Raw genomic sequence first — 15,982 nt, 5'->3', positions numbered from 1 at the left:
GGTCGCCGAGAATCGCGAGGGACGCGAGTCCCGGATCAGGGGACTCGCTGCACGCAGAACCGACGCTGTGCGTCGACGACGCGTGCGTCACACTGCAGGGCCCGCCGGTCCGCCCCCATCGACCGGCGCTCCTCCGGGACCGCCCCGGCCATCGGATTCGGGTTCCGTGGCCGGGGCGGACTCATCAGGTCTGCGAGCGGCTCCGCCGTCACGCCGGCGGCACGACGTGTGCGGCTCAGTAGACGTCGCGCACGTACCGCTTCGCGCGGCGCATGTCGGCCAGGTACGCCTGCGCGTCGTCCTCGCCGCGCCCGCGTCCGGTCCGGATGACCTGGAGCAGCGCGGCCTCGACGTCCTTCGCCATGCGTGAGGCGTCGCCGCAGACGTACACGTGGCCGCCGTTCTCGAGCCAGGCGAACAGCTCCGCCGACCGCTCGAGCATCCGCGTCTGCACGTAGACCTTCTCGGCCTGGTCGCGCGAGAACGCCAGGTCGAGGCGGTCGAGCACGCCCTGTTCCTGCAGCTCGGTGAGCTCGTCCTGGTACACGAAGTCGGTGTCCCGGTGCTGGTCACCGAAGAACAGCCAGTTGCGCCCCGTCGCCCCGGACACCGCGCGCTCGTGCAGGAACCCGCGGAACGGCGCGACTCCGGTGCCCGGTCCGATCATGATCATCGGGGCCGACTCGTCCGCCGGTACCCCGAACGACGCGTTCGGCTGCAGGTAGACGTCGACGGTGCCGTCCGGGTCGACCCGGTCGGCCAGGAACGTCGACGCGACTCCCGCGTACATCCGGTGCGGGTCGCCGTAGCGCACCGACGCGATGGTCAGGTGGATGCGGTCCGGGTGCGCCAGCGGGCTCGACGAGATCGAGTACTGCCGCGCCTGCAGCGGCCGCAGGTTCGGCAGCAGCTCGTCGAGTCCCGGGGCGGCCGGTCCGGCGTCGCGGAGCAGGTCGAGGACGTCGCGTCCCCAGAGCCAGCGGTCCAGCTCGTGCTTGTCGCCGTGCGCCACGACGGCCGCGAGTTCGCTCGACGGCGCGCGCTGCACCAGGTCGGCAATCAGGTCCTTCGAGGGAGTCCGGATCTCACGGTCGGTCCGCAGGACCTCGGTGATCGGCCGGCCGTCGAACGCCTCGCCGCCGTTCGCGCCGACCTGCTCGAGCAGGTCCGCCACGAAGACCTCGTCGTTGACCGGCACGACCGCCAGGGCGTCGCCGGCCGCGTACTCGATGCCCGAGTCACCGAGGTCGAACTCGTAGTGCCGGATCTCCTTCGCGCTGCGCGGCGAGGAGAGCAGCCGGTTCTCGACCAGGCGCGACGGGTACGGGTTGCGCTTGTTCCACTGCGACCCCGGCCGGGAGGCACGGGTCGTGCCCGCCCCGCTGGTCGCGGCAGCACCGTCGCCGGCACCACCGCCCGTGGTCGCGCCGGGTGCGGCCGTCGCGCCGGCCTCGGCGGCGAGGCGGTCGAGGACCGCCGCGGTCCACAGTGCGGCCGGGTCCTCGAAGTCGACGTCGCAGTCGACGCGGTCGTGGATCCGGGTCGCGCCGAGCTGCTCGAACCGGGTGTCGAGGAGCTTGCCGGCCTGGCAGAACTCGTCGTAGCTCGTGTCGCCGAGGCCCAGGACGGCGTACTGCAGCCCCTCGAGCCGTGGCACGGTGCTCGCCTGGATCGCGTCCCAGAACAGCCCGGCGTTGTCGGGCATCTCGCCCTCGCCGTAGGTCGAGGTGACGACGAGCACGTGCGACATCTCGGCGAGCTGCTCGGGGGTGACGGCGTCGAGCGCACTCGCACGACCGCCGAGTCCGCGGGCCTTCGCGCCGGCGACGAGCTCGTCGGCCAGGAACTCGGCGTTGCCGGTCTGGGTGCCGAAGAGCACGTCGATCGTCGTCGTGGGCGCGCTGGCTGCGACCTTCTTGCCGGCGGCGGCGATGCCCGCGATGAACCCGGCGAGCCAGGACTCCTGGGCGGCCGAGAACGGTGCGTCGACGGGGATCAGCGACCCGGTCGGGGGGAGCAGGCTCACGCGGTCACCGCCTCGGTCGGCGCCTGCGGTGCACGGCGGGCGATGTCCTCGAGCGCCGCGGTGGCGAGCAGCTCGTCGAAGCGGGCCTCGCGGACGCGGCCGTCGTTCTTGGCGTTCTGGTGCATGATCCACCCCGTGGTGCCCGGCGCGTCCATGCTGCGGTTGTTCCGCTGCGTGAGCGCGCGCTTGTAGTCGTCGAGCCGCTTGATCGCGATGAGCGTGGCGAGCTGGTCGTCGGCGAACCGGTCGAGCGTGCCGCGCAGGTACTTCACGACGCGCTGCTTGACGGAGAAGTCCTCGGTGAGCACGAGGTTCTTGACGGCCTCGGCGACCCGCGGGTCGGCGCTGCCGAGCGCACCCGGGACGCGCTCGAGGGCGACGTCCTGGGCGACCCCGAGCACCGTGTACGACGACAGCAGCGAGAACATGTCCTCGCCCTGGTCGCCGAGCGCCGGGGCACGGCCGTCGAGCACCGTGCGCTGGTCGCGGTAGTCGAGCTTGAACGCGCGGAGCTTGTCGGTGGCGATCGAGGTCGCGAGCTCGTCGAGGAGCTCGGGCCGGGTCGCCGCCGCGAGGATCTCGCCGGCGTCCTGCGTGAGCAGCAGGGCACGGGGCATGCCGACGAACACGTGCGCGCGGGCGGTGTCCCACTCGGCGAGCAGCCGCTCGGCCAGGGCCGAACCCGTCGCCTCGAGGTGCCACTCGAGCAGCAGGCGGGCGGCGGCCTCGTGGAACGCACCGCGCTCGGTGTCGGTGACCGGGAACACCAGGAGCGAGTCCGTGCTGGCACGCTCGGCGACCTGGCCGGAGGGGTCGTACTGGTACAGGAACCCGCCGGACATGCCGTTGCCGAGGCCCTTGCCGAACGCGCCGAGGTTGAACACGGCGCCGCCGGTCATGTACTCGCAGCCGAAGTCGCCCACGCCCTCGACGACGGCGGTCGCGCCGGAGTTGCGGACGGCGAACCGGTCGCCGGCCTCGCCCTCGACGAAGGTGCGCCCACCGGTGGCCCCGAACAGCGCGAAGTTGCCGACCAGCACGTTGCCGCCCTGTGCGGCGCTGCCGCCGCCGGGGGCGCGGACGATGATCCGTCCGCCGCTCTGGCTCTTGCCGACGCCGTCGTTCGCGGTGCCGGTGTGCTCGAGCACGACGCCGTCGTTGTTGAAGACGCCGTAGGACTGCCCGGCCGAGCCCTGCGTGCGGATCGTGACCGCGCCGTCCACCAGCCGACGGCGTCCGCGGTCGTCCGTCGTCACGGCGGGCAGCCCCTGCACGTCCTCGGCGCGGAGCTCGTGGTTGAGCAGGCGCTCGAGGTCGATGCCGAGCTGGCCACCGACCGACTTGTCGGCGTTGCCGAGCAGCACGCCGTGCACGAGCACGTGCTCCTGCGCGTGGTCGACGAGGGCGGTACGGACGCGCTCGAGCAGGGCGTCGTCCGTGTGGAAGTCCTTCTCCAGGTACTCCGGGTCCGCGACGACCTTCTCGGGCACCTGGGCGAGCAGGGCGCGGGCGTCGAGCCGGCCCACGCTCGCCGGGTGGTCCAGGAGCTGCAGCAGGTCGGTCCGGCCGCGGGCCTCGCGCAGGGAACGCAGGCCAAGCCGGGCCAGGATCTGCCGCACGTCGTGGGCGATGTTGAGCAGGTACTGCGCGAGCGCGCGGGGGTCGCCCTCGAACGCCTCGGCGTTCGTGGTCAGGCCCGCCGGGCACTTCACGTTGCAGTTCTTCGCCATCACGCAGCCGAGCATCATGAGCGCGGTCGTGCCGAACTCGAAGCTGTCGCCGCCGAGCAGGGCGCTCGTGACGACGTCGCTGCCGGTCTGGTGTGCACCCGAGCAGCGGAGCGTGACCTTCTGGCGCAGGCCGTTCGCGACCAGGGCCTGGTGCACCTCGGCGACGCCGATCTCCGCGGAGCGGCCCGCGTACTTCAGGCTGGTGACGGCCGCAGCGCCCGTGCCGCCGGTGTTGCCCGCGACGTTGATCACGTCGGCGCCGGCCTTCGCGACGCCGACCGCGATGGTGCCGATGCCCTCGGACGAGACGAGCTTCACGATCACCCGGACGCGGGCGGCCTTGCAGTCGTGGATGAGCTGCGCGAGGTCCTCGATCGAGTACGTGTCGTGGTGCGGCGGCGGCGAGATCAGCTCGACGCCGGGCGTGCCACCGCGGGCCGCGGCGATGTCCACCGTGACCTTGGGTGCGGGCAGCTGGCCACCCTCGCCGGGCTTCGCGCCCTGGCCGATCTTGATCTCGAGCTCCTCGAGCATGGGGTCGGCGAGGTACCCGGCCCAGATGCCGAACCGGCCCGAGGCGAACTGCTTGATGCGCGAGCCGCGGATGGTGCCGTAGCGGGAGTGGTGCTCGCCGCCCTCACCGCTGTTCGACATGCCGCCGACCATGTTCGTGCCGTGTGCGACGGCCTCGTGGGCGGTGGCGACGAGCGCGCCGTGGCTCATCGCGCCGGACGCCAGGGTCCGGGTGATCTCGTGGGCCGGCTGTACCTCGTCGAGCTCGACGCTCGCCGGGGCGCTCTGCAGCAGTGCGAGCAGCGCGACGGCCGCACCGGTGGCGCGGAGCGTCACCCCGCTGTCGTCGACGGCGTCGACGTCGATCTGCCCCGGGTGGAGCAGCGCGAGGCCGTCTGCCAGGGCCGCGTGGCGCAGTGCACCCGTGGTCCCCGTCGACGTGAGTTCCAGGCGGAACCGCTCCGTGCCTCCCGGCAGGTCCTGGTCGTCCGACGGACGCGAGCCGGAGAGCCCGCGCACGGTGACGCTGGCGTTGCCGCTCGTCGAGAAGCGGCCGAGCTCGCGCGCGAAGTCCTCGGCGGTGTCGATGCCGGTGACGTCCGCGGGCAGCGCGAGCACGTCGCGGAGCGCGGCGGGGCGGCGGGACCGCTCGTCGTGGGTCGTCTGCAGGAACGTGACGTAGCCCGGCGTGATGCGGTGCGCGTCGATCTCGGCGTCGCTCAGCCGGTCGTACCCGGTGTTCCGGTACGCGGCGTCGGTGATGCCGAACGAGTCGTCGAGCTGGCCGAGCGTGAGCAGGCGCAGCGCGTCCGAGTCGCCGGAGCGTTCGAAGGCCGGGCGCTCCTCGGTCATGCCGCCGAACCCGCGGACGCTCGCGACGCCGAACGAGTGGCCGGCGCCGTCGGAGCGTTCCTTGAACAGGCCGAGCAGCGGGACCTGGCCCTCGGACGCCACCGAGCGGGCACGCTCGTGCCAGTCCGTCGCCGCCTGGGCGATGCGCGCGAAGCCGACGCCGCCGACCGGGGCCTGCATGTGCGGGAAGATCCGCGCGAGCACGTCGTCGCCGGTGTCGAGGTAGTTCGGCTCGAAGAACTCGCCGCCGATGTAGCTCTCGGCCGTGCACAGGCCGACGCGGCCCATGGTCTTCGCCAGGGCCTTCTCGGCGGCCTTGCGGAACTGCTTGAGTGCCAGGTCGGTCGCGGTCAGCTCGCCGGCGGGTGCGGGTGCGGCGGGGTACTTCTCCTCCGCACGCAGCCGAGCGCTCAAGCTGTACACAGCGGCGGCACCGAAGCCCAGCGCGGTCGCGACGTGGTGTGACGATGGCAGCTGACCGCTCTCCGCGACGACGGACACCCGCAGGCGCAGACCGGTCTCGATGAGCCGCTGGTTGACGGCGGCAACGGCCAGGATCACGGGGAGGGGCGCATGGGTCGACGACACCTCGCGGTCGGTCACGACCGCGATCCCGCCACCGCGCGCCGCGAACGCCTCGATCGCGTCGCACAGGGCGTCCAGCGCCCCGCGCATCGCGTCGGCGTTGGCCTGCTCGTCGGCGGGCACCGGCACGTAGAGCATGTCGAAGCGCTCGAGCGGCACGATGTCCTGCTCGCGCAGCCGGACCATGTCGAGGTGCCCCAGGATCGGCGACTGCACGACCAGCTGACGCCCCGTGGTGCCCGTGCCGTCCGGCTTCGCGCCGAGCGCCACGCGCATCGACATCCCGTCGGCCTCGCGGATCGAGTCGAGCGGCGGGTTCGTCACCTGGGCGAAGCGCTGCGAGAAGTACTTCGCCATGCCGCCCTCGGTGTCGCTCAGGGCGTTGATGGCGTTGCCGTAGCCCATCGCCGAGATGCGCTCCGACCCGTTCTGCAGCATCGGGTCGAGCATGAACCGGAAGCTCTCCTGGTTCAGCGAGTACGCCACGTACCGGCCCGCGAGCGACAGGTCGCCGTCGTAGCCCAGGGTGGACGTCGTGCGCTCGTAGTCCGGAGCGGGCACGTCGTCCAGGTTCACGCGGGCGGCGTCGAGCAGGGTGCCGTAGTCACGGCGGGCCGCGAGCATGTGCAGCACCTCGCCCGTGCGCATGCGGGTGCCGGTGCGGTGGTCGACGACGAGCATGCCGCCGGCCTCGATGCGGCCGCGGTGCACGACCTCGTCGGCGTCGAACTCGACCTGGCCGGCCTCGGACGACACCATCAGGTACTCGGCCGTCTCGACGGTGCGCAGCGGGCGCAGGCCCAGGCGGTCCAGGCGGGCGCCGACGACGTCGCCGTCGCTGAAGATCACGGCGGCGGGACCGTCGTTCTTCTCCTCGTACAGCGAGAAGTACTCGAGCATGTCCCGGACGTCCGGGGTCAGGGTGCGGTCGTTCTCCCACGCCGGCGGCATGAGCGAGACCACGGCCTCGACGATCTCGAGCCCGTCGTCGAACACGCGGCTCTGCAGGGTCTGGTCGAGTCGGCTCGAGTCCGACTGCCCGGGCGGACGCACGATGCTCCGGGTGCGGGCCCGCGCGAGCGCCTCGTCCGACAGCCGGTTCTTGCGGTCGGTGTTCAGCTCGCCGTTGTGCGCCATCAGGCGGAACGGCTGCGCCATCGTCGGGTGCGGCTCGGTGTTCGTCGAGAACCGGGTGTGGAAGTACAGCGTCCGCACCGAGTGCCGGGGGTCGCGCAGGTCGGTGAAGTACCCGATCACCTCGCCGGAGTTCAGCCGGCCCTTCAGGATCTGGGTCCGGGCGCTGAGCGACAGCGGGTACAGTGCGGCGTGCTCGGCGCGCTCGGCGGCGGCCTGGGCGTAGGAGACCGCCTCGACGGCGAGCAGGGCGCGGTTCGCGGCGGCGTCGACCTCGGTGCGGTCCCAGTCGGACGGAGCACGGAAGACCCACTGCACGATCGGCAGCTGGTACTGCTCGGCCTCGGGGCGCGCGACGGAGTGGTCCACCGGGACGTCACGGACCAGCAGCAGCTCGAAGCCCTCGGCCGTGATCGCGTCCGTGACGGTCTGCTCGGCGCGGGCGCGCTCGTCGGTGCCGTCGGCTCCGTCGCTGCTCGGCACGAAGCAGTTCGCGACGCCGAAGTGCCCGGCGCGCAGCTGCTCGCCGGTGATGGCGCTGAAGAACTCCACCGACAGGTCGATGCTGACGCCTGCGCCGTCACCGACACCCTCGGCGGACTTGCCGCCGCGGTGCGGGATGGAGCACAGCGCTTCGTCGCCCTTGCGGATGACGTCGTGGCTCGGCATCCCGTCGAGACGGGTGATGAAACCGACGCCGCAATCGCTCGATTCGCGGGCAGGGTCGTAGAGACCGAAAGAGGTGGGGTTCACGTGCGGGTCCAGTGGGGCGTTGCCGGCAGCGGACGGCGCGGGCTGCATCGATGGAGCGCTCGCCGCGGGCAGACCGATGGTGGCAGTCGGGCCCTGTGGGGTGGTGGTGCGGTAGGGCGATGCTACGGCTTGGTATACCGACCGTGCAACACGGGTGGCATGGGGCGCGGCGGTGTCTCACGGTGCGGGTCTGTTCCGCTGGTGCGAGGTTGCACGCTCGGTGCGAGTTCGTAGCGCTGCACGGAGCGTGCAACCTCGCACGGGATGGCCGCCGCCGCACGGTGCGGCGTGCCGCGGGCGCCGTGCAACCGGGCACCGGGTGGGTGACCCGGCACGGTGTCAGGCTGCTCGCTCGCCGGTTCGGTCGCTCACCGCGATCGGCTCCGTGACCGCGGTGCTCGCGTCGGCGGCGGGGGTCGTCCCGGCACGGACGAGCTCCGGGTGACGGCGGGCGGTGCGGAACACCCACGCCTTGAAGAGCACGAAGCGCACGCACGTCGCGAACAGGTTGGCTGCCGTCAGCACCGCGATCTCCGCACCGTGCGAGGCTCCCGGCACCGACGCGTGCAACACCACGAGCGACCCCGACGTGATGGCCCAGGCGATGCCGAACACGACCAGGCCCTGCACGTGGTGACGACCCGCTCCCGCACGGCCCCGCACCCCGAACGTGAACCGCCGGTTCAGTGCGGTGTTGCCGATCGCCGTGACCAACAGCGCGAGGAAGTCTGCGGTCTGGGCGCCGATCGCCGGCCGGAACAGGGCGTACAGGGCGGCGAACGCCAGGGTCGAGAGCACCCCGATCGCTCCGAACCGCAGGACCTGCCCCAGGAACCCCACGCTCGGTGGGGTGAACGGCTGCCGACCGATCGCCGCGTAGACCGTGCTGATCGACACCCGCCCGGTGGCGATGTTCCTCGACACCCGCCACATGCCCTTCAGGTCCTCGGTCGCGGTCGACGCGATGTGCACCGAGGAGTTGACGTCGTCGACCCAGTCGACGGGGACCTCGTGGATGCGGAGTCCCGCGTGCTCGGCCAGCACGAGCAGTTCGGTGTCGAAGAACCAGGCGTCGTCCTCGCACAACGGCAGCAGGTGATCGGCGGCGGCCTTCGTGACCGCCTTGAACCCGCACTGCGCATCCGAGAACGACACCCCCATCGTCGTCCGGAGCAGCAGGTTGTACGAGCGCGAGATGAACTCCCGCTTGCTGCCACGCACCACGCGCGACGAACCTGCCAGCCGGGTGCCGATCGCCAGGTCCGAGTGCCCCGACAGCAGGGGTGCCACGAGGGGTTCGAGCGCGGCGAGGTCGGTGGACAGGTCCTCGTCCACGTAGACGAGCACGGTCGCCGGCGATGCTGCCCAGACCTCCTTGAGCGCGCGGCCCCGGCCCTTCTCGGGCAGGTGCACCGCATGCACGCCGGGGAGCATCGCGGCGAGGTCGTCGGCGATCCGGGCGGTGTCGTCGGTCGAGGCGTTGTCCGCGATCGTGATCCGCCACGAGTGGTGCAACGACGTCCGGCAGAACGTGTGGAGCCGTCGCACATGGGCGGCGAGCGTGTCCTGCTCGTCGTAGCAGGGGACGACGATGTCGATGTCGAGGGGCTGGTTCGTCTCCGTCATGCCGCTCATGCTCGGCAGCGGGCCTACGGGGGCCGAGGCAGGGCGCTGTGGCCCGGGTAAGAACGAACACCACGTGAACGCAGCGGACACGACACCTGTTGTCCGGATACGTTCGACGCACGATGACGACCGAGCGCGACGACGCACGACGGACGGCCGTGCTGCTCCCCGGGGAGCGGCTGGGGCTGGCGCTCGACGAGCGGTGCCCGGAGTTCACGGAGCTGCTGCTCGCGCCACCGTTGCACGGCATCCGACCCGACGGGCACGATTGGCTCCGGCGTCGGTACGAGCAGATCGTCCCGCTCGTGCTCCCCGCGGCACTGCGCGCGGTCGAGCGTGGGGAGCCGCTCGACCTGGAGTGCCTGGTACGGCTCCGCGAGGTCGCAGCCGCCAGCGCCGACGACCCGCAGGTCGACGTCTCGGTCGTGCTCCGCGGCGCTCTGCCCGCGATCCGTGTCTTCGCCCTCGTCATGCACACGGCCACCCGCGAGCACGCGACGACGATCGACCACGCCGGCAGGACGATGCTCGCGATGAGCCGGGCATCGCTCGTGGCACACGAACTCGGCTCGTGCTGGGCGGAAGCCTGGGCGCAGCACCGGGGAGGGGCGTCGGCGGACGCGACGACAGCGCTCGGCACCGACGACATCGACCTGGTGGCATCGGCGCCCGGATTGGACGAGACCGAGGAGCGGATGCTGGCGCTCGCCGCCCGTGGGCTGTCGAACGACGCCATCGCCAAGGAGACCGCCTACAGCCGGCAGGCCGTCGCCTGGCACCTCGGCCGGTTGATGAAGTCCTGGAACGCGCCGAACCGGACGGCGCTGGTGTCGGTCGCCTTCGTCCGGGGCTGGATCCGGTCTCGGCGGGACTTCATGCTGGCTGCACGCAACCGGCCGTCGGCGATCGAAGCGGCGCGGTCGGACGGCGACGCCCCCTGAGACCGAGGTCCCAGGGGGCGTCGCCGACGAACGGAGGAGTCAGCCGCCGTTGACGTGGATCACGTTGTCGATGCGCTCGATGTTGCCGAACACACCCCAGTTCAGCCAGCCGCCGTCACCGTTGTTGGTGACCTTGCCGGGGCCCTTGAACCAGTAGATGACGTAGTTGCCACCCTTGATGTCGATCGACTGGGCGTCCGCGACGTCGCCCTCGACGGTGATGTCCTGGTTCTTGTTGACCACCGCGACGGTGAGGCGGTCGGGGTTGCCGGCGTTCCAGTAGCCGACGTCGAGCGCTGCCTGCACGGCACCGCCGCGGTCGCTCTGGTCGTTGACCGCGTCCTTGATCGCGTTGACGATCGCGACCGGGTCGAGGTTGACGTTGACGCTGCCGCCGACGGACGACGAGGTGCTGGGCGGCGCGGGCTCGGCGGCCTGTGCGGGGGCTGCGACGAACGCCCCGGCGATGACGGCGCCACCGAGGGCGGTGCCAGCGAGGAGCTTCACGGACTTGCGCTTGAACGAGTTCATGATCGTGTTTCCCATCTCTGCAGTGGTGACCCGTTCGGGTCGTCTTGCTCGGACAAGACCCAGCCTGCGTGCGCTCCGACGCGGATGCACGCGTTGAGTCTCGACGTTGGTCGATCGTCTGACGATCCGGACGACGCCCGGTTTTCGTGCTCAGCGACACCTCACGCGGTCGGCTGTGCGTGAGGTGTCGCTGAGCGCGTGAGAACGCGTCCGAGCGGCCCACTCAGCCGCGCTCTCGGTCAGCGGGGCAGCAGGATCTGCACGATCGCGACGACCACGAGCGCCGCGATCGGGACGCCCGCGATCCAGGCGCCCGCCCGCATCTGCGTCCGGCGGATCGTGGGCGGTGCGTGCGAGGAGCGCGCGAACTCGGTCGCGGCCACGAGCTCCGGCGCCGCGGCGGGCGGTGCGGGCTCGGGCTGGGGGCGGTCGTCCTCGAACGCCGGGACCTCGACCACCAGGTCGGCGGGGTCCGGGCGGCCCGGGAGCTTGTCGTACGCGTTCGTCACGGGGCCTCCTCGTCCGGCGTTCTCCGACCAGTATGCGACCCGGACGGCACTCGGTGAGCAGGAGATGTCGAGTGCGGTCGCGGCACCCGACGTCTTCTGCTCACGAAGCGCCCGAGGGCGGCAGGTCCACGGTGAACGCGGTCCGCCCGGGCTCGGACGCGACCCGCACGCTGCCGCCGTGCGCCATGACGACGGCCCGCACGATCGCGAGCCCGAGGCCGCTCGTGCCGTGCTCCCGTGAGCGCGAGGCCTCACCCCGGGTGAACCGGTCGAACAGGGTCGGCAGGGACTCGGCGGGGATCGGCGGCCCGTCGTTCGCGACGACGAAGCGGACGACGGCACCGTCCGACGCAGACGCAGACGCCGACGCAGACGCAGACGCAGACGCCGACGCAGACGCCGACCCCGACCCGGGGACCGACTGCAACGACACCACGACGGCAGTCCCCGGCGGCGTGTGCGTCCGGGCGTTGGTCAACAGGTTCGTGACCACCCGTCGGAGCTGCACCTCGTCACCGGCCACGAGCACCGGCTGGTCGTCCACGATCTGCAGCGTCCACCGGTGGTCCGGCGCCGTCGCGCGGGCGTCCATCGTGGCGTCGACGACGAGCGACGTCAGGTCGACCGGTTCGCGGACGACCTGCGAGGCCGGCGCCCCCGACGCCAGGGCCGAGGCGTCGAGCCGTGCGAGCAGCAGCAGCTCGTCGACGAGGTCGCCCATCCGGACGGCCTCACGTCCGATCCGTTCGACGTTGCGGTGCACGGCGTCCAGGTCCGAGGTCCGCTCCGACAGCTCGGCGTACGCCCGGACGGTGGCGATCGGCGTCCGCAGCTCGTGCGAGGCGTCGGCGACGAACGTCCGCATGCCGGCCTCGGCGTCGCGACGGACGGTGAGTGCCCGCGCGACGTGACCGAGCAGCCGGTTCAGCGCACCGCCGACCTGCGCGACCTCGCGGTTCGCGCGCAGGTCGGCGTCGGAGACTCGGACGGGGATGTCCGGGTCTCCGCGCTCCAGGTCGAGCGCGGTCACGCCGGACGCCACCGCGGCGACGCGTTCGAGCGGACGGAGCGATCGACGGACGAGCACCGTGAGCGCCCACGCGGCGACGGCGAGCCCGAGCACAGTGACGACCCCGATGACGAGCAGCAGTCGAGCGATCGCGGCGTCGAGGTCACCGAGGGGGAGCGCGGTGACGAACACGTCGTCGTCGTCGCTGACCGCCTGCACCCGGTAGTCGCCGAGCGCGCCGAGTTCGACCGTCACGGGGTCGCCGCCGGTCTGGACCGCGGCGAGCGTCCGCTGCTGCGCCGCGGTCAGGCGGCGCTGGTCACCGTCCCCGTCGGTGTAGCCACCGAGCACCACGTCGCCGTCTCGGACGATGGCGATGACCGTGCCCGCCGACTGCCCCGGCGCACCGATGAAGGCGTTGTCGGGATCCGGCAGATCGTCCGACGAGGACGAGGACGAGGACGAGGACGAGGACGACGACGACCCCGGCGGCGGCCCGGAAGCCCCCGGCGGCGGTTCCGCCCCGTCCCGTCCGCCGACGGTCCGCATCGCCGCCGTCGACAGCTCCGCGTCGAGCCGGTCGACCAGGTACCCCCGGAACGCGACGACGGTCACCGCCCCCACGACGACGTTCGTCGCCACGAGCAGCAGGGCCACGGCCGCCACGATCCGCCAGCGCAACGACGGCACACGCCCGGTGCGCCCGGAACGGCTCACGTCGCCGGCCGGAGCACGTACCCCGCCCCACGGACGGTCTGCAGCATCGGCTCACGTCCGGCGTCGAGCTTCTTCCGCAGGTACGACACGTACATGTCCACCAGGTTCGACGACGTGCCGAAGTCCATGCCCCAGACGCTCGCCAGCAGCTGCTCGCGGGACAGGACCCGGTTGGCGTTCCGGGCCAGGTGCCGCAGCAGCTCGTACTCGGTCGGGGTGAGCTCGATCGGGTCCCCGGCACGGCTGACCGAGCGGGCGTCCTCGTCGAGCCGGAGGTCCCCGACCACGACCTCGGCGCTCGCCCCGGCCGCAGCGACCCGGGCCGAGGTGCGCGCCAGGATCCGCGCACGGACGAGCAGCTCCTCGATGCCGAAGGGCTTGGTCAGGTAGTCGTCGCCGCCGCCGGTCAGCCCGGCGAGCCGGTCCTCGGGGGCGTCGCGTGCGGTGAGGAACAGCACCCGCACGCCGTCGCGGGCGTCGCGGAGCCGTTCGAGCACCTCGAACCCGTCGATGTCCGGCAGCATCACGTCGAGCACGATCACGTCGGGCTGGAACTCCCGGGCCGCGAACAGCACGTCGCGCCCGCGGTGCACCGACCGCACGGCCCAGCCGTCGCCCGCGAACGCCAGGGCGACGGCCTCGGCCAGGGCGTGCTCGTCGTCGACGACGAGGGCGCGGACGGGGGAGCCGTCGGTGCGCTGCAGCGGGGTGCCGGGCATGTCCCGGAGCCTATCCACCGCGCCCTCGTCGTCGGTCACTCCCTGCTGCTCAGGTCGTAGACGGTCTGGCCGCCGACGGTCGTCGACTCGTAGTTCGCTGCGACCCACTCCTGGATCGCCGACGCGGTCGACGAGCCGCCGCCCATGCCGCCGCCGGAGCCGGACGACACGTAGTACCCGATGTCGCCGTCGGCGACGTAGGCCTTGAACTGCGCGAGCGTCGGTGCCGGGTCGCTCGACCAGCCGCCGATCGCCATCACGGCGGTGTCGGTGTCGAGTTCGAGCTGCGCGGCCGACTGCGATCCGTTGACCGCGGCCGCCCACTTCGCGTCGGATGCCTCGAGCAGCTCCTGCAGGGCGGACGAGGTCGACGCGCCCTCGCCACCACCCCCGGCCTGGAGGCCCGTCCCCGACCCGCCCTCGGAGGTCGCGTCGTCCGTGCCGTCCTGCCCACTGCCCGGTGCCGTACCGGACGTGCCGTCCGGCATCTCCGGCGCCTCGCCGGAGGCGCCCTCCGGCGGGGTCCCGCCGGGACCCTGCTGGGAGTCGGACGTGCTGTCGGAGCCGCCGTCGTCGGAGCCGGAGGTCGACCCACCCGGTCCGCCCGTGCCTCCCGGGAAGCCACCGGTGCCGCCGCCCATCCCACCGGAGCTGCTGCCCGCCGGACCGACGCTCGGGATCGAACCGGAGTGCGCGACGGTCGTCGTGGCGAGGGCGTAGGCGGTGGTGCCGGACAGGCCGAACACGGTGCCGGCGAGGACGCCGACCGTGACGAGCCGGCGCAGCGACGGCACGCTGCCGATGACGATCAGTGCCGCGGACAGCAGCCCGCCGGCGAGCATCACCCAGCGCAGCCACGGCAGCCAGGTCGGGTTCTCGTTGAGCAGGCACCAGCCCCAGAACGCGGTGACACCGATCATCGCAGCGAGGCCGAGGCGGCCGACGAAGCGGGCTCGTGCGTGCCAGAGCAGGGCGCCGCCGGTACCGACGAGTCCGGCGATGGCCGGGGCGAGGGCGACCGTGTAGTACGGGTGGATCGTGCCCGACATGTACGAGAACACGAGTCCGGTGACCAGGAGCCAGCCACCCCAGAGGACCAGTCCGGCGCGTGCGGGATCGGCCAGGTGCCGACGGCCGACGACGACCAGCCCGACGACCAGGGCGATGAGCGCCGCGGGCAGGAGCCACGAGATCTCGAGCCCCATCTCGGACGAGAACAGGCGGTTCAGGCCCGTCGAGCCGCCGAACGAGCCTCCGGCGGTGCCGCCGGTCATGCCGCCGCCTCCGCCGCCGTTGCCCGAGCCTCCGAAGATCCGGCCGAGGCCGTTGTAGCCGAACACCAGGTCGAGCACGGTGTTGTTCGTCGAGCCGCCGATGTAGGGGCGGGACTCGGCGGGCCAGAGCCACACGGCGACGACCCACCAGCCCGCGGCCACCACGAGGGAACCGGCGGCGACGAGCAGACCGATCACCCGTCGGCCCCAGCCGGCGCGGGCGGCGAACAGGTAGACGAGGCCGAAGGCGGGCAGGACGAGCAGGCCCTGCAGCATCTTCGTCAGGAACGCGAACCCGAGGGCGACCCCGGCGAGCGCGATCCACTTCCAGCTGCCCTTCGGCAGCGCCCGCACCGTGCAGTACGCCCCGGCGGTCATCAGCAGGACGAGCAGGGCGTCCGGGTTGTCGAAGCGGAACATCAGCGCCGCCGCCGGGGTCGCTGCCACGACGAAGCCCGCGAGCAGCGCGCCGACGTTCGCGGTGGTGGCGCCGAGTCGGGCCAGGGTGCGGCGGACCGTGCCCCAGACCAGGGCGACGGAACCGACGGCCATCAGCGCCTGGGGGAGGAGCAGGCTGAAGCTCGAGAAGCCGAACATCCGGGCCGACAGCACCATCACCCACAGCGAGGCGGGCGGTTTGTCGACCGTGATGAAGTTCGACGAGTCGAGGGAGCCGAAGAAGAACGCCTCCCACGACTTCGTGCCGGCCTGCACGGCGGCGGCGTAGAAGCTGTTGGCGTACCCGGAGACGCTGAGGTCCCACAGGTACACCACGGCGGTCACGGCCAGGAGCGCCCAGAACGCCGGCCGGAGCCAGCGGGCGTCGTCGCGCTCGCCGAGGAACAGCCGGGCGAGGGGCGGGCGGCGCCGATCCCGCGCGGCACTGCGCGCGGGGTCGCGTCGGTCGGTCACGGGTGTCGGGTACGTGGTCATGTCGATGAGCATCCGGGGCGTTCCCCGACTGCTGCACTGCGCCGGCTATGCGCGGGCTAAGGACGCACGGTGCGCCCCCTCGCACGGTGCGAGGGGGCGGTCTGCCGTGGTGCGAGGTTCCGCACTCGGT

General features: G+C 72.3%; 9 protein-coding genes. 1 reads left to right on the top strand and 8 read right to left on the bottom strand.

Annotation, left to right across the window (positions count from 1 at the left end; translation table 11 throughout):
- Positions 1 to 235: 235 nt before the first annotated feature.
- From DEJ21_RS07510 to DEJ21_RS07500, 3 genes are all read right to left on the bottom strand, one after another.
- Positions 236 to 2,026, bottom strand: a complete 1,791-nt coding sequence (locus DEJ21_RS07510) for a sulfite reductase subunit alpha (protein ID WP_111224200.1) — start codon at positions 2,024 to 2,026, stop codon at positions 236 to 238.
- A complete protein-coding gene (locus tag DEJ21_RS07505) occupies positions 2,023 to 7,593 on the bottom strand; it encodes a glutamate synthase-related protein (RefSeq protein WP_111224199.1) in 5,571 nt (1,856 codons plus the stop codon). The genes DEJ21_RS07510 and DEJ21_RS07505 overlap by 4 nt, the downstream gene beginning before the upstream one ends.
- Positions 7,594 to 7,932: 339 nt before the next feature.
- The gene (locus tag DEJ21_RS07500) at positions 7,933 to 9,228 is read right to left on the bottom strand and encodes a bifunctional glycosyltransferase family 2/GtrA family protein (protein WP_111224198.1); all 1,296 of its coding nucleotides are present in this window, start codon (positions 9,226 to 9,228) and stop codon (positions 7,933 to 7,935) included.
- Between the two features lie 113 nt (positions 9,229 to 9,341).
- Here DEJ21_RS07500 and DEJ21_RS07495 point away from each other — a divergent pair, with 113 nt between their 5' ends.
- Positions 9,342 to 10,160 (top strand): helix-turn-helix transcriptional regulator, encoded by an 819-nt coding sequence (locus tag DEJ21_RS07495; RefSeq protein ID WP_111224197.1) that lies wholly within the window; start codon positions 9,342 to 9,344, stop codon positions 10,158 to 10,160.
- A gap of 39 nt (positions 10,161 to 10,199) precedes the next feature.
- Here the strand turns inward: DEJ21_RS07495 and DEJ21_RS07490 are convergent, their stop codons facing one another.
- The 5 genes from DEJ21_RS07490 to DEJ21_RS07470 form a co-directional block, all read right to left on the bottom strand.
- A complete protein-coding gene (locus tag DEJ21_RS07490) occupies positions 10,200 to 10,706 on the bottom strand; it encodes a hypothetical protein (protein WP_245165815.1) in 507 nt (168 codons plus the stop codon).
- Between the two features lie 224 nt (positions 10,707 to 10,930).
- Entirely contained in the window at positions 10,931 to 11,200 is a 270-nt protein-coding gene (locus tag DEJ21_RS07485; RefSeq protein ID WP_071406090.1) for a hypothetical protein, read from the bottom strand.
- Between the two features lie 100 nt (positions 11,201 to 11,300).
- Positions 11,301 to 12,926, bottom strand: a complete 1,626-nt coding sequence (locus DEJ21_RS07480; RefSeq protein WP_111224196.1) for a cell wall metabolism sensor histidine kinase WalK — start codon at positions 12,924 to 12,926, stop codon at positions 11,301 to 11,303.
- Positions 12,923 to 13,645, bottom strand: coding sequence for a response regulator transcription factor (locus DEJ21_RS07475; RefSeq protein ID WP_111030747.1), 723 nt, complete (start codon positions 13,643 to 13,645; stop codon positions 12,923 to 12,925). The genes DEJ21_RS07480 and DEJ21_RS07475 overlap by 4 nt, the downstream gene beginning before the upstream one ends.
- A gap of 35 nt (positions 13,646 to 13,680) precedes the next feature.
- Complete coding sequence (locus DEJ21_RS07470) at positions 13,681 to 15,852, bottom strand: glycosyltransferase family 39 protein (RefSeq protein WP_258374922.1); 2,172 nt, start codon at positions 15,850 to 15,852, stop codon at positions 13,681 to 13,683.
- Between the last annotated feature and the right edge of the window lie 130 nt (positions 15,853 to 15,982).

Source organism: Curtobacterium sp. MCSS17_006 (genome assembly GCF_003234215.1).
Taxonomy (GTDB): Bacteria; Actinomycetota; Actinomycetes; order Actinomycetales; family Microbacteriaceae; genus Curtobacterium; species Curtobacterium flaccumfaciens.
The sequence above is the reverse complement of the archived record's forward strand: the minus strand, read 5'-3'. Positions and strand labels throughout refer to the sequence as shown.

Excerpts from the sequence above, each read along its gene's own strand:
- DEJ21_RS07470 (WP_258374922.1), bottom strand. The coding sequence starts at position 15,852 with ATGACCACGTACCCGACACCCGTGACCGACCGACGCGACCCCGCGCGC.
- DEJ21_RS07495 (WP_111224197.1), top strand. The coding sequence starts at position 9,342 with ATGACGACCGAGCGCGACGACGCACGACGGACGGCCGTGCTGCTCCCC.
- DEJ21_RS07490 (WP_245165815.1), bottom strand. The coding sequence starts at position 10,706 with ATGGGAAACACGATCATGAACTCGTTCAAGCGCAAGTCCGTGAAGCTC.
- DEJ21_RS07475 (WP_111030747.1), bottom strand. The coding sequence starts at position 13,645 with ATGCCCGGCACCCCGCTGCAGCGCACCGACGGCTCCCCCGTCCGCGCC.
- DEJ21_RS07500 (WP_111224198.1), bottom strand. The coding sequence starts at position 9,228 with ATGAGCGGCATGACGGAGACGAACCAGCCCCTCGACATCGACATCGTC.